At 58.5% G+C, this 14,755-nt stretch carries 10 protein-coding genes and 2 pseudogenes; 6 read left to right on the top strand and 6 right to left on the bottom strand.

Annotation, left to right across the window (positions count from 1 at the left end):
* Window positions 1-178 (bottom strand): annotated as a pseudogene (locus K309_RS41820) (IS256 family transposase); the annotation flags it as partial.
* Between the two features lie 404 nt (window positions 179-582).
* Here K309_RS41820 and K309_RS0120585 point away from each other — a divergent pair.
* Window positions 583-2,397 (top strand): PglL family O-oligosaccharyltransferase, encoded by a 1,815-nt coding sequence (locus K309_RS0120585; protein ID WP_029048177.1) that lies wholly within the window; start codon window positions 583-585, stop codon window positions 2,395-2,397.
* A gap of 1 nt (window position 2,398) precedes the next feature.
* Here the strand turns inward: K309_RS0120585 and K309_RS0120580 are convergent, their stop codons facing one another.
* The 4 genes and pseudogenes from K309_RS0120580 to moaC form a co-directional block, all read right to left on the bottom strand.
* Window positions 2,399-2,905, bottom strand: a complete 507-nt coding sequence (locus K309_RS0120580; protein WP_029048176.1) for a glycine zipper family protein — start codon at window positions 2,903-2,905, stop codon at window positions 2,399-2,401.
* Window positions 2,906-2,921: 16 nt separating this feature from the next.
* Window positions 2,922-3,362, bottom strand: a complete 441-nt coding sequence (locus K309_RS0120575) for a hypothetical protein (RefSeq protein WP_029048175.1) — start codon at window positions 3,360-3,362, stop codon at window positions 2,922-2,924.
* A 237-nt stretch (window positions 3,363-3,599) separates the two neighbouring features.
* The gene (hmpA, locus tag K309_RS0120570) at window positions 3,600-4,811 is read right to left on the bottom strand and encodes an NO-inducible flavohemoprotein (protein ID WP_029048174.1); all 1,212 of its coding nucleotides are present in this window, start codon (window positions 4,809-4,811) and stop codon (window positions 3,600-3,602) included.
* 157 nt (window positions 4,812-4,968) lie between these two features.
* Window positions 4,969-5,085, bottom strand: a pseudogene (moaC, locus tag K309_RS41815) (cyclic pyranopterin monophosphate synthase MoaC); the annotation flags it as partial.
* A 392-nt stretch (window positions 5,086-5,477) separates the two neighbouring features.
* On the opposite strand from moaC, the gene K309_RS0120560 reads away from it, so the two are divergent.
* From K309_RS0120560 to K309_RS41810, 4 genes are all read left to right on the top strand, one after another.
* Window positions 5,478-5,924, top strand: coding sequence for a hypothetical protein (locus tag K309_RS0120560; protein WP_232232440.1), 447 nt, complete (start codon window positions 5,478-5,480; stop codon window positions 5,922-5,924).
* A gap of 307 nt (window positions 5,925-6,231) precedes the next feature.
* On the top strand, window positions 6,232-7,224 hold the full coding sequence (locus K309_RS0120555) for an ADP-ribosylglycohydrolase family protein (RefSeq protein ID WP_232232439.1): 993 nt from the start codon (window positions 6,232-6,234) through the stop codon (window positions 7,222-7,224).
* A 100-nt stretch (window positions 7,225-7,324) separates the two neighbouring features.
* Window positions 7,325-7,810 carry a hypothetical protein gene (locus K309_RS40085; protein WP_084402478.1) on the top strand — a complete coding sequence of 162 codons (486 nt, stop codon included), beginning with the start codon at window positions 7,325-7,327 and terminating at the stop codon, window positions 7,808-7,810.
* Entirely contained in the window at window positions 7,788-8,801 is a 1,014-nt protein-coding gene (locus K309_RS41810; protein WP_156914407.1) for a ComEC/Rec2 family competence protein, read from the top strand. The genes K309_RS40085 and K309_RS41810 overlap by 23 nt, the downstream gene beginning before the upstream one ends.
* Window positions 8,802-8,903: 102 nt before the next feature.
* Here K309_RS41810 and K309_RS0120545 read toward each other — a convergent pair whose 3' ends face one another.
* Entirely contained in the window at window positions 8,904-13,889 is a 4,986-nt protein-coding gene (locus K309_RS0120545; protein ID WP_029048170.1) for a DEAD/DEAH box helicase, read from the bottom strand.
* 241 nt (window positions 13,890-14,130) lie between these two features.
* Here K309_RS0120545 and K309_RS0120540 point away from each other — a divergent pair, with 241 nt between their 5' ends.
* Window positions 14,131-14,697 (top strand): recombinase family protein, encoded by a 567-nt coding sequence (locus K309_RS0120540; protein WP_029048169.1) that lies wholly within the window; start codon window positions 14,131-14,133, stop codon window positions 14,695-14,697.
* Window positions 14,698-14,755 lie beyond the last annotated feature (58 nt).

The following is a 14,755-nucleotide window of genomic DNA, read 5'->3' as shown; positions in this document are numbered from 1 at the left end:
GAACCACGGCACGCTGCCCGCTCAACGTCTTGACGTTACTGAACTGCTCAAGCAGCTCTGCCAGCTCCACTTCAATCGCCTCCTGGATGACCCGTCGGGCCCCGCGCCTGATCAGCTCCTCGAGCCCAAGCCCGATTTCCGATAGACCGACTGCTTCTTTCCCTTTATCCTTGCTCATGGTGGACCTTTCTTGTGCTGGTTTCCGATCTCGACAATCAGATTCTCAGCGGAAAGCTCCACCGCCCTCTACTCCGCGCCTCAAATTCCCCGCCTGTACACCAGTTTCGACTTTAGCTCGCGCCGCCGGCGCTACCCCTCAAACTGCGTCGGTTACTATCACATACAAGGCGGCAGCTGGGAATATTCCCCCTGCTTTGGGTGGGAAGACCGTTATTCTCCTCGGTACTTTCAGTTCTGGTGCCGCTACGTGGGCAATCGATACAGCCAACTCGACTTTGGCGGCCCAGTATCTGCCTAAGATCTAACTTAGTTACCGTGTTACGAGGAGAAAGCGCCTCCGGGCGCTTTTTCTTTGCCCGGCGCCCAAGCTATCATGCGCCTTTCCCCAAACCAGGCGCCTCAATGCCGCCGTCCCGGACAACTCTCCCGTCGGCTGCCCTCATCGCAGCAATCGTCTTCCCGCTGCTAGTCTCCCGGCATACGCTCCCACTCGCGACGTTCTACGGCGAATGGACCGCCGCATTCTGCGCGCTCGCCCTGGTCTCGTTCCTGGCGCTTCGCACGCCCGCCACACCAGCGGCAACCACGACGAATCCACTGCCGTGGGTAGCCTTGCTGTTCCTCTGGCTCGCCGCCGTCGGCCTGACACGCACCGCGCTCGGCCACGTTGATATCACCGGCAGCGCCACCCTCACTGTCCTGACCCTGTTGCTCGGAGCAGCCGTGACATGCGCCGCGTGGTCGTACCGCCGCGATCAAGCATCCGAGACCGAGACGCTCAACGCCGGCGACACCCTTGCCATCGCCTTCCTGATCGCCGGCCTGCTCGGCACCGTCACGCAGTGGGTCCAGCTCTTCCATCTCGAGCGCAGCGCCTTCGGTCTCGTTTCCACCTACTTCTACGACGACAACCGCCGCCTCTGGGGCAACCTGAACCAGCCCAACCACCAGGCCACCGTGCACGGTCTCGCGCTGGTCGCATCAGTCTGGCTGGCATCGCGCGGCAGGCTGCGCTTCCCGATGTGGCTGGCCGCCGTGGCATTGCTGGAAAGCGGTGTCGTGCTATCCGGATCGCGCACTGGCGTGCTGCATGTCGGGCTGGCCGCTGTCTACGCGCTGGTGGCAGCATGGCTGGCACGCGGCACGCCGCGCGAGGCGGATCCAATGCGGCGCACGACCGGACTGCTGGTGGCCGCGGTCGCCATGATCGTGATGCTGCTGGTGCTGCAGCCAGCGATCCGCGCCGCTGGCCAGTTGCTTGACTGGCGCCTGTTCGACACCATCGCGCAGCTGGAAGCCGAAGACCAGATGTCCGCCCGTGGCGCGCTCTGGGCGCATGCGCTGGCGATGTTCCGCGCGCATCCATGGCTCGGCGTCGGCTGGGGCGAGTTCGGGTGGGCGCAGTTCATGCAGCTGCCTCAGGTCGGCGTGAAGGTGGAGATGTCCCTGCACGCCCATAACGCAGTGCTCGATCTGCTGGCCAAGACCGGGATCGCCGGCATGCTCGGCGCCGCGCTGATTCTCGCGGCATGGATGTGGCGCGTGGTGCGGGCGCGGCTCTGGCAGGCTGAAAATGGGGAACGTCGCGAGACCGTGCTGATGTTGGCATGGCTGGCGATGCTGTGCGCGCATTCCATGCTCGAATATCCGCTGCACTACCTGTACTTCTTCCTGCCGTTCTGTTTCCTCCTGGGCTGGCTGGAGCCTGCCGCCGTCGGACCATGGCGTGTCCCGGCCGGCGTGGCAAAGGGCCTGAGCGTGGCATTCGTGGCGCTTGCCGTCGCGATCCTGGCAACCATGTGGCAAGACTACCGCCGCGCCGAAGCACGCGAATACGCCGCGAGCGAAACCCGCAACACCTTGCCGATGCCGCGCTTCTGGTTCCGCCAGCATGCGCAGGCCGATGCCGCAGGGCTGGCCGTCATCACGCCACAGAACGCAGCCGAACTGCTGCCCGCGCATATCGCCGCCGTGCACTTGCTGCCGACCCCCACGATGATCGCGCGCACGGCGTGGCTGCTGGCGCTGACAGGCGATGCCGCGCAGGGCCGGCTGTGGATGGAACGGCTGCGCTGGTACTACCTCGGCGATGAAGCGACACAGTACGCCGAGATCGCCAAGGCATGCCGCGAGTTGTCCGAGGGCGAACGCCCGCAGGCGTTCTGCGCCTGGGTCATCGACCGCTCGCGCCGGCTCTCGGCGTGGGGACGCAACTGACCTAGTAGTAGGGCACGTAGTAGGCCGGCGGGGGCGGCGCATAGTAGTACCGCGGTGCCGGCGCGGGAGCTGCGGCGACCCGTCCCGGTACCGGCACGCGGTTGCCGCTGGCGTACATGCACTGCACATAGGCGGCGTCGTATTGCCGCTGCGTGCCATAACCCGCGTACTGCGCGTTGCCCGCGCCTACCGCGGCGCCTGTCAGCAGGCCCAGGCCAGCGCCAACCGCCGCGCCCGATCCGCCATCGAACGCCGCACCAGCCGCCGCACCCAGCGCGGTGCCTACCACAGCACTGCCTACGGCCGCGTTGTTGGCGGCCTGCGAGGAACTCACGCCGCCGACCTGGCCGAAGGCGAACTGGCGGCAGTTGTAGTCGTCGGCGCGGAACTGGTCGAAGCTCTTGCCGGTGCCCGGCAACGCCATCACGCTCGGGCCCGAAGGCAACACGACGCAGGCGCCGAGGGTCAGGGTGGCCACGGCGAGCGTGGCGCGGGTCAGGACTCGCATGCTTTGCTCCACGCTGTCAATAGTTGGCCGGCGGCTGGGCCGGCACGCGTTGCCAGCCGCCCGGGCAGGATTGCACGTAGGGGTAGTAGCCTTCCGGCTGGTTGCAGTGATACCACCAGCCCTGGTCCTGCGGCACTGCCCGCTCGGGCCCCGGCGCCGGCACTGGCCCGTTGGGTCCCTGCTCGATGTATTGAGGTGGCTCGACCGGCACGGTGGCGGCCGGAGCCGGGTAGTAATACGGGGCAGGGTAGGCAGGGTAGTAATACGGGTAGCCGCCGAACACGATGCTGGGGCCGAAATAGAAGCCCACGCCGACACGCGTCTTGATCATGCCGCCGCGTGTGTCCGCGTCATGCCAACCTGCATTGTGGATATCGGCCCGCCCGGCAAGGGCGGCGCCGCTCGCAGCCGTGGCCGCCAGTGTCAGTGCCAGCTGGCAGAGCTTGCGCCCGTTCATGGTATTCACCTTTCCCCCGCGTGGCCGCAAGGCTCGCCGCGGGCAGAGGCAGCCGGCCGCGAAATGCGCCGGCCCGCAATCGTATTGAATACCAAATTGTCGTGCGCAGGCGCCATGGCGGTGCATGTGGAAATGCGGCGTTACCTTTATTACCGAGGAACGACAGACCGGCAAGACGCCGTGGCCTGGCGCGACACAACAAGTCCGTCGTCCCCGGATGCGCCAATGCGCGCCGGCCTATTCGGCAAACAGGTCCGGACCAAACACCTCGTAATGAATGCGCGCTTCATGGACACCAAGATTCTTCAGTGCATCATGCTGCATTCGCATGAAGGGAATCGGGCCGCAGATGTAGTAATCGGCGTCGGGCAGCAGAATCGATTTTTCGATCAGCTTGACGTCGACCAGCCCCGCGTAATCGTAGTCGCGCCCTTGCACGTCCTCCGGCAGGGGCTGGTCATAGAAAACGATGAGCTCGAAGTTCTCATAGGTCTTCGCCGCCTCGCGCAGCTTGTCTCGCATGGCATGCACTGCACTATTGCGCGCGCCATGGGTGAAAACGACTTTCCGCGGCGGCGCTTGCAGTGCGGTCTTGAGCATGCTGATCATGGGCGTCAGCCCCACGCCGCCGCTGATCAGCACAATGGGCGTCCTGGCGTTGACGTCGATATGGAAACTCCCATACGGCGTGGCCAGCTTTACCTCATCGCCGACATTGACGTGATCGTGCAGCAGGTTGGAAACATAGCCAGGAGGCTCGGTGCCGCCGCCTTCCCGCTTGACCGAAATCCGATAGCTGCGCCCGTTCGGCATGTCGGACAGGCTGTATTGGCGGATCTGCTGCAGGCCTAGTGCGGGCACATTGACTGCAACGCTGGTGTATTGGCCGGGCTTGAAGTTCGCCACCGGCTGGCCGTCGGCCGGTTCAAGGACGAAGGAGGTGATCACGCCGCTCTCCGGGCGCTTCTCGCGCACGACAAAGGATCGCCACCCGGTCCAGCCACCGGCCTGCTCGGCCGAACCTTCGTAAAGCGCGCTCTCCATGCCCATCAGCACATCGGCGAGGTTGCCATAGGCTTGCGCCCACGCGGAGATGATTTCCTCGGTCGCTGCGCTGCCCAGGACTTCCTTGATGGCCGCCAGCAAATGCTCGCCGACGATCGGATACTGCTCCGGTTTGACGCCCAGGCTCGCGTGCTTGTTGGCAATGTTGTTCAGCACGGCCATCAGGCTGCCCGGGTCTTCGATATTCTCCGCATATGCGTAGACCGCCCGCGCCAGTGCCTGCTGCTGCTCGCCCCGTTCCTGATGCGCCATGTTGAACACATTCTTCAGTTCGGGATGCGCTTCGAACATGCGCTTATAGAAGCACTTGATAATGTCGTAGCCGTGTTGCGCCAGTACCGGCGCGGTGGCTTTCACGATGTCCTTCGTCTTCTGTGTCAGCATTGCCTCTCTCCTTTGGCAAGGTGATGGGAGCCAGGCGATGACATTGTGCCCATACGGGCGCGATGCGCGTTTCCCGGCTGCCCAGAGCAATGTCTAGTCTAGGTGCCGTGATTGCCGTTTGGTGCGTGCCGTTCCTCGGGCGGTGCAGCGAGGCCGATCACTGCCCTGCGGCCGCCACCCAGTCGCCCGACTTGCCGCCGTGCTTCTCCAGCAGCTTCACATTCCCGATCACCATGCCCCGGTCCACCGCCTTGCACATCACAAGCATGGTTACGGGCGTTGGTATAAATGGTTTGCAAATCAAGGCGTTACGGAGATCGACTTCTTCGATCTTGACCAGATTCGTTGGTCAAATTGGACAGCGTTTGGACAAGGCTTGGACAACAATCGTACTGACCAAACGCGCCATCCATAAGTTTACGCGATGGTTTTGTAATTTGCGATAGCTGTTTGTCGGCCAGATCGCCCACCGCCATCAATCACTAATGTCCCCCATTTGGGCGCGGACCTGTCCGCAATGGTCATGGCCGTGACCAGCAATGCAGACCAGTCGAACAAGCATGGCGACTGGTGCCGATTGCTGTCGTCCGCTTCCATATGTCCCCAATGGTTGTCACAGTAATACGACCGTAGGCCAGTTCACGCCCTCGTCATTGGAGACCGCCCATGTCACGTCCCGGTAGGAAACGAAGGACCGACGAATTGCTACAGCGTTCAGGCGAGATCAAACGGATTCGTGCCAGTCTGAGTGTTCGTGCCGACAAACCTCGGTCATTGCCGCCAGAACGGGTGACCATGCTCACTATGGACATCGAGGGTGAATTCACAGAAGCGATAGCAGGAACTTCGCAGTTTTCCATCATGGTCTATGTCAATGCGAACCCGGTCGTCGGTCAGCGGGAAGGGCCATCGATTGGGGCAATCATTGCTATCAAGCCGGTTCTACAGGCCGTTATCGACCTATCCCCAAGTGAATTTCAGTCTCTGCTAACGATGGCATCTACCGGAATGCTTCGGTCATGTTATCTTGTCATCACAAAACCTCGTTACCGCTCGGCCTTGATTGTCACCGCCGACTTCAATTCGAAGACGGCGGACGAGCTTGACGAATAGCTGATGCCCGTCGATGTACCGGTTGGCCAAATACCAGCATTTCAACGGTCGTCACTGCTACGGTTGATGATCCATCATCGCGGCAGCCATAGGGCAATGGTCACAGTCAAAGCAGGACATTCGCAGTGCGGGGCTGTAAACCATTGTCAGCGTGGGCCGTTTGTGTATGTCCCAATGGTCGTCACAGTCGCGTGACCGTTGGACCGGCAACCGTTGGTCGGCACTGGTCCAGTCTGAACCAATGTCACAATTGGTCGCGACAGTCGCTTCCACTGGCGGACAATCATCACCATTACGGAGATCGCATTTGACGGACAAAGACAGCCAGAAGAATGGTTTCGCCGCATTGCTGCTGGACTATGGTTCCAATCCGGTGATTGGTGGACTGGTTGGCTTACTGGTCGGCGACGCTGTTGGTGTCCCGTATGAATTCAATGCGCCAGAGGACCTACCGGACCGCCACCAGATCGATATGGTGCCACCCATTGGTTTTGGACGGTCCCATGCGGGCGTACCACCGGGTACATGGTCCGACGATGGTGCACAAGCCCTCTGCCTGCTTGCCAGCCTGATGGACTGCGGAAGACTTTCACTAACCGACTTCGCGGACCGGCTGCTGCAATGGCTGGACGATGGCTATATGGCGGTGGACGGTCATGTCTTTGACGTTGGCATCCAGACCGCTGAGGCATTGGGCTATCTGCGCGATGGGGTGTCGCCGCATGAATCTGGTGGTGAATCCGAAAGGGACAACGGGAACGGAAGCTTGATGCGTGTACTGCCGCTTGCCTTGTGGCATGCCGCTGGCGACGAAGCACTGGTCAGGGATGCACACCTACAGTCCCTGCCAACGCACGCCCACCCCCGGTCACTGGTTGCCTGTGCGTTCTACTGTCTGGTGGCAAGGGGCTACTTGTGCAAGCTTCCCGATCCGTGGTCATGGGCAGACAGCCGTCTGGATGAGATTTACCAAGACTGGCCGGGTGAGCGAGAACGGAAGGCGTTTTTGCGTGAACTGGATGTCCTGCGCAGCTTCCCGAAGATCGACCATCCGCGTGGGTCCGGCTACGTTGTGGACACAATCTGGTCTGCCCGCAAGGCACTGGAAGAAGAATCGTTCCAGGATGTGGTCAGGACCGCCATCATGCTGGGCCACGACACGGACACGACTGCGTCTGTGGTAGCGGGAATCGCAGGCATCAAGTTCGGTCTCTCCGGTATCCCGATTCGATGGCTGGAACAGCTACGCGGCTTTGACATTGCCGAACCGTTGTTTGCTGGGACTGTGAAGGCCCAGTGATCACTGGGTCAGCCCTGCCTTGACCTCCTGTCAGAAAATGCTGCGACAATACGTCACATTGAAGGGCTGAACAAGTTCCGCCGAAAACAGTGAGGTTACGGTGTTCTATCTGATCATCTGCTATTTGCTGGTCCTATGCGCCGCTTGCGGTGCAGGCGTGGGCGCTATGTTTCTAGGCGCATTACCCCACGACTACGAACCGCTGCGCGTTGCGCTTACCTGCTGCGCTACGGCATGCATCGGAGGGTGCTTGTATTGCGTGCGGGCGGTATACCTGAATCGTTGCGTAAGAAAAAGTTGGGATACAGACTGGCACACGTGGTATTTCCTTCGCCCTGTTGCCAGCTTTATCTGCGGCGGTGCCAGCTTTCTCTTTCTTAAGGCCGGTTTACTGGTACTCGAATCGAATACAAAGGATAATGCAAGCGAAATCGGATTCTATGCCCTCGCATTTGTTGCCGGACTGAATGTCGACAAGTTTGTAGCAAAAATCGAAGGAGTTGCTCACGCAGTTTGGGGGATCGAAAAGTCACGTTCCGCATCAACCGTCACTGAAAACAAAAATGGCGAAAGTTCATATAATTAACGTTTCACCGGGGGACTGTACGCTCATAGAGCATAACTCTGGTCGAGTGACGGGCATTGATATTTGTTGTGGCAACCTTGATGTGCGCCAGAGGGCGGCTGAATTAGAAACCCGCGCCACCGGCCTGCTTGGAGGTCTTTTTAATGCCAGCAACGGCGGCGGAAATTTTCGAATGTGTGAACGTCCATCGAACCCCATTAACTACATGCGTACATTTGGGATCGGGCAGTTATGGCGCTTCATCATTACCCACCCCGATATGGACCATATGGACGGGCTGGAAAAACTGAAGCGCGAAGTAGGGTTCCACAACTTCTGGGATACCGGAGCGCGCCGTCAGAAACCTGACTTTGATAATTTTTTTCGGTACAGTGAGGCGGACTGGCAAGTCTACGATGATTTGATCAATGGCCGCATCACTGATGTCACGGTGTTGAAAAAGATCGCGGGCGATAGATTCCCGTATGCAAGCAAAGAAGATGCTGAAGGCAAGGCAGCAGATGCCCTTTATATCTTGGCCCCGTCCAACGAGCTTCTCAGCGATCCAAATGAGAATGACGACATAAACGAATCCTCTTACGTGCTGCAATACAATAGCACCGCCGGAAATATGGTATTTCCGGGCGATGCCCACGATGCTTCGTGGAACTATGTCATGCAGACAAATGCCGATCTCCGTCAGAATTGCTCGTTTCTCTTGGCACCCCACCACGGACGACATTCAGATCGGTCTTATGACTTCCTCGATTTTCTGAGGCCAAAACTAACCGTGCTAGGTTGTTCGCCAAGTAAATACATTGATTATAACCAGTGGTATCGACGCGACCTCGAAATAATCACAAGCAATCAGGCCGGAAACATCGTCCTAGAGACTGATGGCGATCACTATGATGTTTATGTCGAAAACGATGATTTTTCATTAAGCCGGGGTGGGAATATCTTTGTGCGAAATGCGCAAGGCTACAGCTTCTACAAGCGCATTCAACGGTGAGTCCATTCTTCCGTTAGTCCTTCCATGCTGATCTCAGGAAAAAAGCGGCTCACAAGTTTCCTTGTGGGCCGCCTCATGTGCCAAACTGGATAACGTGTGAATTCAGGCTACCCGCACCTTGTTATTCGGGAGTTGCAGCGATGTGCCTTCCTGCTGGATCGGTTGTTGGATGGCGAGACGCGGTAGCGAACGGACGATCTTCATCGTTTCTAGGCTGACCGTGACCACCCGCTGGAACAGTTCCAGCGGGTAACGCGGGTTGCCCATTGTTTCCACAGCCCAATCGTTGGCGTCATTCAATATGCCGCTGTCTTTTTCGGTCCTCACCTGCTGGCGATCTATTACCCAATCCAGCGCCGGTTTGCCGTTCACGACGTAGTCATATGCTTCCAGCGGGATGCCGGTCAGGGTGATCTTGTCGTTGTAGTGCAGCGTGGTCAGGTCCTTGTCTTTGCCTTTCTTGCCGTATCGCATCTTCTCGACGCAGTAGTCGGCATCAGCTAGCAGCAGCCCGCCGCCGACGATGCTAAGCGGGTACTTCTCTACCGTTTCGTAGTTCAGGTGCAGGTCTGCCAGCTTGCGTCCAGCCTCGGAGAATGCCCAGAAGTCGCCGGGGGCATTCACACAAGGAATGCGCGGAAGTTCCTTGCTGAGGTTATCGGCATAACGTTCGAGATAGTCCGGCGAGTGCAGCAAGCCATAGACGTAATAGAACACATCTTCTTTGCTGATTTTTTCGGTCGGATAGGCTGCGTGAAAATGGGCCAATCCATCGTCAGTAAGGGCATCGCGGCGTGTTCTTCCATCCTTGGCCGGCGATGCAAACAAGCCGGCCTGCGGGTCCGCTTCACCGGCTTCCGGCTCATCGTACAGATACAGCGGAAAACATTGAGCACCGCCATCAGGTTGCAGGCACGCAACTGTATCTATCATCAATGCTATTTGACCATCATCGGTCGCCCAGTTGCCTTTGACCATGATCGCCCGATTCGCGACCTTCGCGCTCGGGAATATACGTGGCATCTGGTAGACCCTTTCATTGAAGCGGCGGTTGTAGTAAAGCCACTGCTTTGTGAATGGGCGGTACAAGCTCGGCGTCATGCTGTTCTGTTCAAAATCAAAACGCCGACCTCTGGCGAGTTCCTGTTTTAGATTTACAGCCCAACTGATCTGAGTGGAATCAGTGTTGACAAACTCATCGACCTCGCTTTCTCGTGCCTTCTTGTCCAACCCAGGAAAAGACTTATTAAAGCGGTCCAGTTCGCTGTTGTAGAAGTCAATCATTCTCTTCATATTGGCCGCCACGGCGCTTGCAGAGGCGTTGTAGCACCACGCATCGCGGCTCGTTGCAACGCCACGAGAATAGCTTTCGAAAAGAGTCTGATTTGCCCTGCCATCCTTGCCGCCCAGCACAATATATTCGCCAAAACGATCATCGCGCTGGTGAAGCCAGTCGCCATGCTGGTCAGGGTTGATGGCCTGCCAGCCACCATGTTGCGTAATCCCATCAATGCTGGCAAAAGTGCCGATCTTTTCCAGCTTCTGCTCCCGGCTCAGGTAGTCACCGATGTCGTGAAAGAATATTTGGCCGTGTCGATCGGCGTTGGGATTCTTTACCAACACAGAGATTGCAATCGGAGCACGGCTGCCGCTGCCGAAAATCTTGCCGCCCTCTTTGCGCGACAATGCTCCCGATGTGCGCTGGTTGCCGCGCAAATGGAATACGTAGATGCTGGAAAATTCATCTGCCAAACACTTTCGCAGACCGTCAGAAGAGGTGGAATCAAGAAATCCCGCATTGGTGACAAATCCGATCACTCCGCTGTTGCCGATTCTGTCGCTGGCCCAGCGAATGGCGCGGATGTAGCTGTCATACAGCGCATTTTTATTGGTGGCGGTAGAGCGTGTGGCGTAAGTGCCACGAATTCGACTGTCAAGATGTGGATACACTACATTCTGGTTATTGTCGTTGACGCTCTCTTGACCCGCCGAGTATGGCGGATTGCCAATGATCACTCGAATATCCAACTTCTTCTGGCGCCGGCGGCGGGCGCTGTTGTTCGCCAGCAAAGCATCCACCATGTCTTCCTTCTCGTACAACTGGAAGGTATCCGCAAGGCAAATGCCCTCAAATGGCTGATACTTGCCGCCGACAATGCCGTGGTACACCGCCTCAATGTTGATGGCGGCGATGTAGTAGGCCAGCAGCACGATCTCATTGGCATGGATTTCGTGCTTGTACTTGTGCGGTAGTTCTTCAGGCTTGATCAGTCCACTTTGTAGCAGTCGGGTCACGAACGTGCCCGTACCTACGAACGGGTCGATGATGTGCACCCCCTTGCTGCCAAGCGTCTGACCAAACTCGGCTTGCAGGATGTGGGCGACACTGTGGATGACGAAGTCCACCAGTTCGACCGGCGTGTAGACGATGCCCAACCGTTCGGTCATCTTTGGGAAGGCATTGCGGAAGAATTTGTCGTACAACTCAACGACGATCTTCTGCTTGCCTGCCGCGTTGTCGATACCTTCGGCACGCAGCTTCACACTGGCGTAGAACTTTTCCAGCGTGTCGGCTTCCTTGTCCAGCCGGTGTTCATGGAGTACGTCCAGCACGTTCTGCATGGCAAGGGACATCGGATTGTGCTGGGCGAAGCTGTAGTCTTGGAACAGCGCATCAAACACCGGCTTGGTGATGAGATGCTGCGCCAGCATCTCTACGATTTCACCATCCGTGATGCTGCCGTTCAGGTCATCGCGCAGTTCATGGGCGAAGGCATGGAAGGCCTCCCGTTCCTTGGCATTGGCCGGGTTCTCGATGATTCCGGTGATGCGGTCGATGTGGGTGCGGGCGATCTTGGCGATGTCGTTGGCCCAATCTTCCCAATGGTGCCGGTTGCCGACCTTCTGGACCAGCTTGGCGTAGATGGCCTTCTCGATCTCACCGATCTCGAACTGCATTTCGTGCTGTTGCTGCTGTTCCTGCTTAGGACGCCGTTTCGTCTTCTCGCCAATGTTGAACTCATCGCGCCCGACGTCCTTATTCTTGGTGCCCTTCGTCTTTTCCTGCTTCTTCTGGATTTTGTCCGTGATGGCGATGACTTCCATCTTGCTGGTGTCCTTGCCAATCAGGTCCAGTTTGTTCACCATTGCGTCGAAGCGGTCATCGTGCGAACGCAGCGCCTGCAAGACCTGCCACACGACGGCATAGGTCTTGTTGTCGTTCAGGGCTTCATGCGGTTCGACGCCAGCCGGAATCACCACTGGCAACACCACATACCCGCGCTTCTTGCCGGGCGCAATGCGCATGACCCGACCGACGGACTGCACTACGTCCACCTGCGAATTGCGGGGCGTCAGGAACAGCACGGCATCCAGTGCCGGAACGTCAACTCCTTCCGATAGGCAGCGAACGTTGCTGAGAATACGGCAGGTGTTCTCGGGTGTCTCGGATTTCAGCCATGCCAGCTTCGCTTCCTTCTCACTGGCATTCATGCCGCCGTCCACGTGTTCAGCTTCGCACCGAAGCCGGGCAGCTTGTTCGAATTCCTCTGTTGCCTCGCTTTCCTGATACGCCTCGACTACAGCTTGGAACATCCCGGCGATCTGCTTCGAACTGACCTTATGCGTCTTGGCCCCTTTCGAAACCTCGATGACTTGACAGAAGGCCACGGCGCGTTTCATGGCGGCGTCGTCGCCTACCAAGTCGCCGGTCAGGTCCTGCTTCGAAAGCGCCTTCCAGCAGCCGACGATTCGGGCTGCATCGTCAACCTTCAACTGGTTGTTGTCGTCACGTAGCAGGTCTTGCAGGCGGCGGCTGACGTGCGCTTCCTCGACTGCCAGCACGATCACCTTGTAATCGACCAGCAATTCGCGCTTGACGGCTTCGGAGAAGGTGATGACGAACAGTTCTTCACCGTATAGCGCCTTGTCGTCCATCGAGCAGAGCGCGACGTTGTCACGTTCAGCCGTGGCCTTGGCCGAATCGCCATAGATGCGGGGCGTTGCGGTCATGTACAGGCGCTTGGCAGAGCGGATGTAGTCGGCATCGTGGACCCGGACGAAGGTGCTTTCGTCATCGTCGCCAAACGTGGCACCGGTCGTGCGGTGGGCTTCATCGCAGACGACCAGGTCGAAGTCCGCCAGCCGGAATTCCTTTTGGGCGCGACTGATTACGTCGATGGAGTGGTAGGTCGAGAAGACGACACTCATGTGCGACGCGTCATGCCGCTTCGCCATCTCCGCCGCCAGCCGGGCCGCGTCGGTTGTGGCCGGATACCGCAGTTCATGGACGAAGGTTTGAACAGCGTCGTCCTCCTTCTTGCGCTTCTTGCCCACGTCGCTGTCAGAACAGACGGCAAAGCTGTGCAGTGGTGTCTCGCTTTCCTGTGTCCACTCGGTCAAGGTCTGCGACAGCAGGGAAAGGCTTGGGACAAGGAACAAGACCCGCTTGCCAGCACCAGCCAGCGATTCCGCGATCTTCAAGCTGGTAAAGGTCTTCCCGGTTCCACAAGCCATGATCAGCTTGCCCCGGTCGGCATTTGCCAGACCGTGAACGGCTGCGTTCAGCGCATTGGTCTGGTGGTCCCGCAGTCGCTTCTTTGCCTTGATTACAGGCGCGGCCTTTGGCTTGTACCGCGACCAGTCGATCTGACTCTCTTCGAGGGCCGTTAGGTCGATCTTGCTGACAGGAGGCTGCTGGTCATAGAGGGCGTCTTCGGCGTGGTCACTCCAATGATTCGTCGTGGCGACGATTATTCGACGCGAGAAGGGCTTCTTGCCGGACGCCGTAAAGAAGCTGTCGATGTCGCCTTTCTGGACCTTATAGTCCGGTGCGTACAGCTTGCACTGGATGGCGTGGTATTCACCGGTGCCCTGTGTTTTCGCCACGAGGTCGATACCGGCGTCTCGCTTGTCCAGGCCCTGCAAGTCCGCCCATTCCGCATAAGTCCACACATCGCTGTACAGGTCGCGGTACGTGGCTTCGTTGCGCAGGTAGCAGACGATCAACTCTTCGAAGTAGGTTCCCTTCTCGCGTTCGGTGACTGCGGCGGTACGGAAGGTGTCCAGAAGCTGTTCGAGGGCCGTCATTCTTGTGTGCGGAAACATTTGGCAAGGTTCAGCATTATGCCTGCCCACTGCAACGTTTCGGACACACTTTCGGGGAATCGCCCCCACGAGTCGAGCAAGATTGCCGCTACTCGCTGTTACCAATCGACCGTTTCCTGACAGGGGACGAACGCTGCCAATAAGACTGTTGGAAAAATAGGGTTGACCGTTTCTAACGGCGGATGATATTCTGACGCCCTTTTCCAACACTTGGCGGGGCACGATGGCGATCTTCGGGTACGGCAGGGTGAGCACCAAGGACCAGACAACCGAGAACCAGCGGCTCGAAATCGAAGCGGCTGGCTTCAAGGTGGACTACTGGTTCACCGATGAAGGTATTAGCGGCAAGGCCCATGCAACCCAACGCCCACAGTTCGTCGCCATGTTGGACAAGATTCGGGACAACGAGACGCTCGTTGTCTCACGTCTCGATAGGCTTGGCCGCGATGCCGAAGACGTGTTACGGACAGTGCGGACCTTGGCCGAACGCAAGATCGAAGTCATCGTCCTTCAGCTTGGGAAAATGGACCTTGGGTCATCTGCTGGAAAACTGATGGTCACAATGTTGGCGGCAGTGGCGTCGATGGAAAGGGACATGTTGGTGGAACGGACCCAATCAGGTCTGGCACGTGCGCGGGCTGAAGGCAAAACCCTTGGCCGACCATCCAAGACCACGCCAGCGCAACGTGAAGAGATGAAGATCAAGTATGCGGCGGGTGAGACGGTCAGTGCCTTGGCACGCGACTACGGCATCTCGCGGGCCAGCGTGTTGGCAGTGGTGAATACGTAGAGCGTACCGGCAAGCCGGGCATCCTGCGCAATACCGCCAGGACCCGATGTTCACGGCC

Origin of the sequence: Cupriavidus phytohabitans (assembly GCF_000426345.1) — a bacterium.
Taxonomy (GTDB): domain Bacteria; phylum Pseudomonadota; class Gammaproteobacteria; order Burkholderiales; family Burkholderiaceae; genus Cupriavidus.
Note: the sequence above shows the minus strand (reverse complement) of the source record. Positions and strands in the feature narration are given on the sequence as shown.

Bases quoted from the DNA above. Each gene is read 5' to 3' on its own strand.
- K309_RS0120585 (WP_029048177.1), top strand. From the start codon at position 583: ATGCCGCCGTCCCGGACAACTCTCCCGTCGGCTGCCCTCATCGCAGCA.
- K309_RS0120580 (WP_029048176.1), bottom strand. From the start codon at position 2,905: ATGCGAGTCCTGACCCGCGCCACGCTCGCCGTGGCCACCCTGACCCTC.
- K309_RS0120575 (WP_029048175.1), bottom strand. From the start codon at position 3,362: ATGAACGGGCGCAAGCTCTGCCAGCTGGCACTGACACTGGCGGCCACG.
- hmpA (WP_029048174.1), bottom strand. From the start codon at position 4,811: ATGCTGACACAGAAGACGAAGGACATCGTGAAAGCCACCGCGCCGGTA.
- K309_RS0120560 (WP_232232440.1), top strand. From the start codon at position 5,478: ATGTCACGTCCCGGTAGGAAACGAAGGACCGACGAATTGCTACAGCGT.
- K309_RS41810 (WP_156914407.1), top strand. From the start codon at position 7,788: ATGGCGAAAGTTCATATAATTAACGTTTCACCGGGGGACTGTACGCTC.
- K309_RS0120545 (WP_029048170.1), bottom strand. From the start codon at position 13,889: ATGACGGCCCTCGAACAGCTTCTGGACACCTTCCGTACCGCCGCAGTC.
- K309_RS0120540 (WP_029048169.1), top strand. From the start codon at position 14,131: ATGGCGATCTTCGGGTACGGCAGGGTGAGCACCAAGGACCAGACAACC.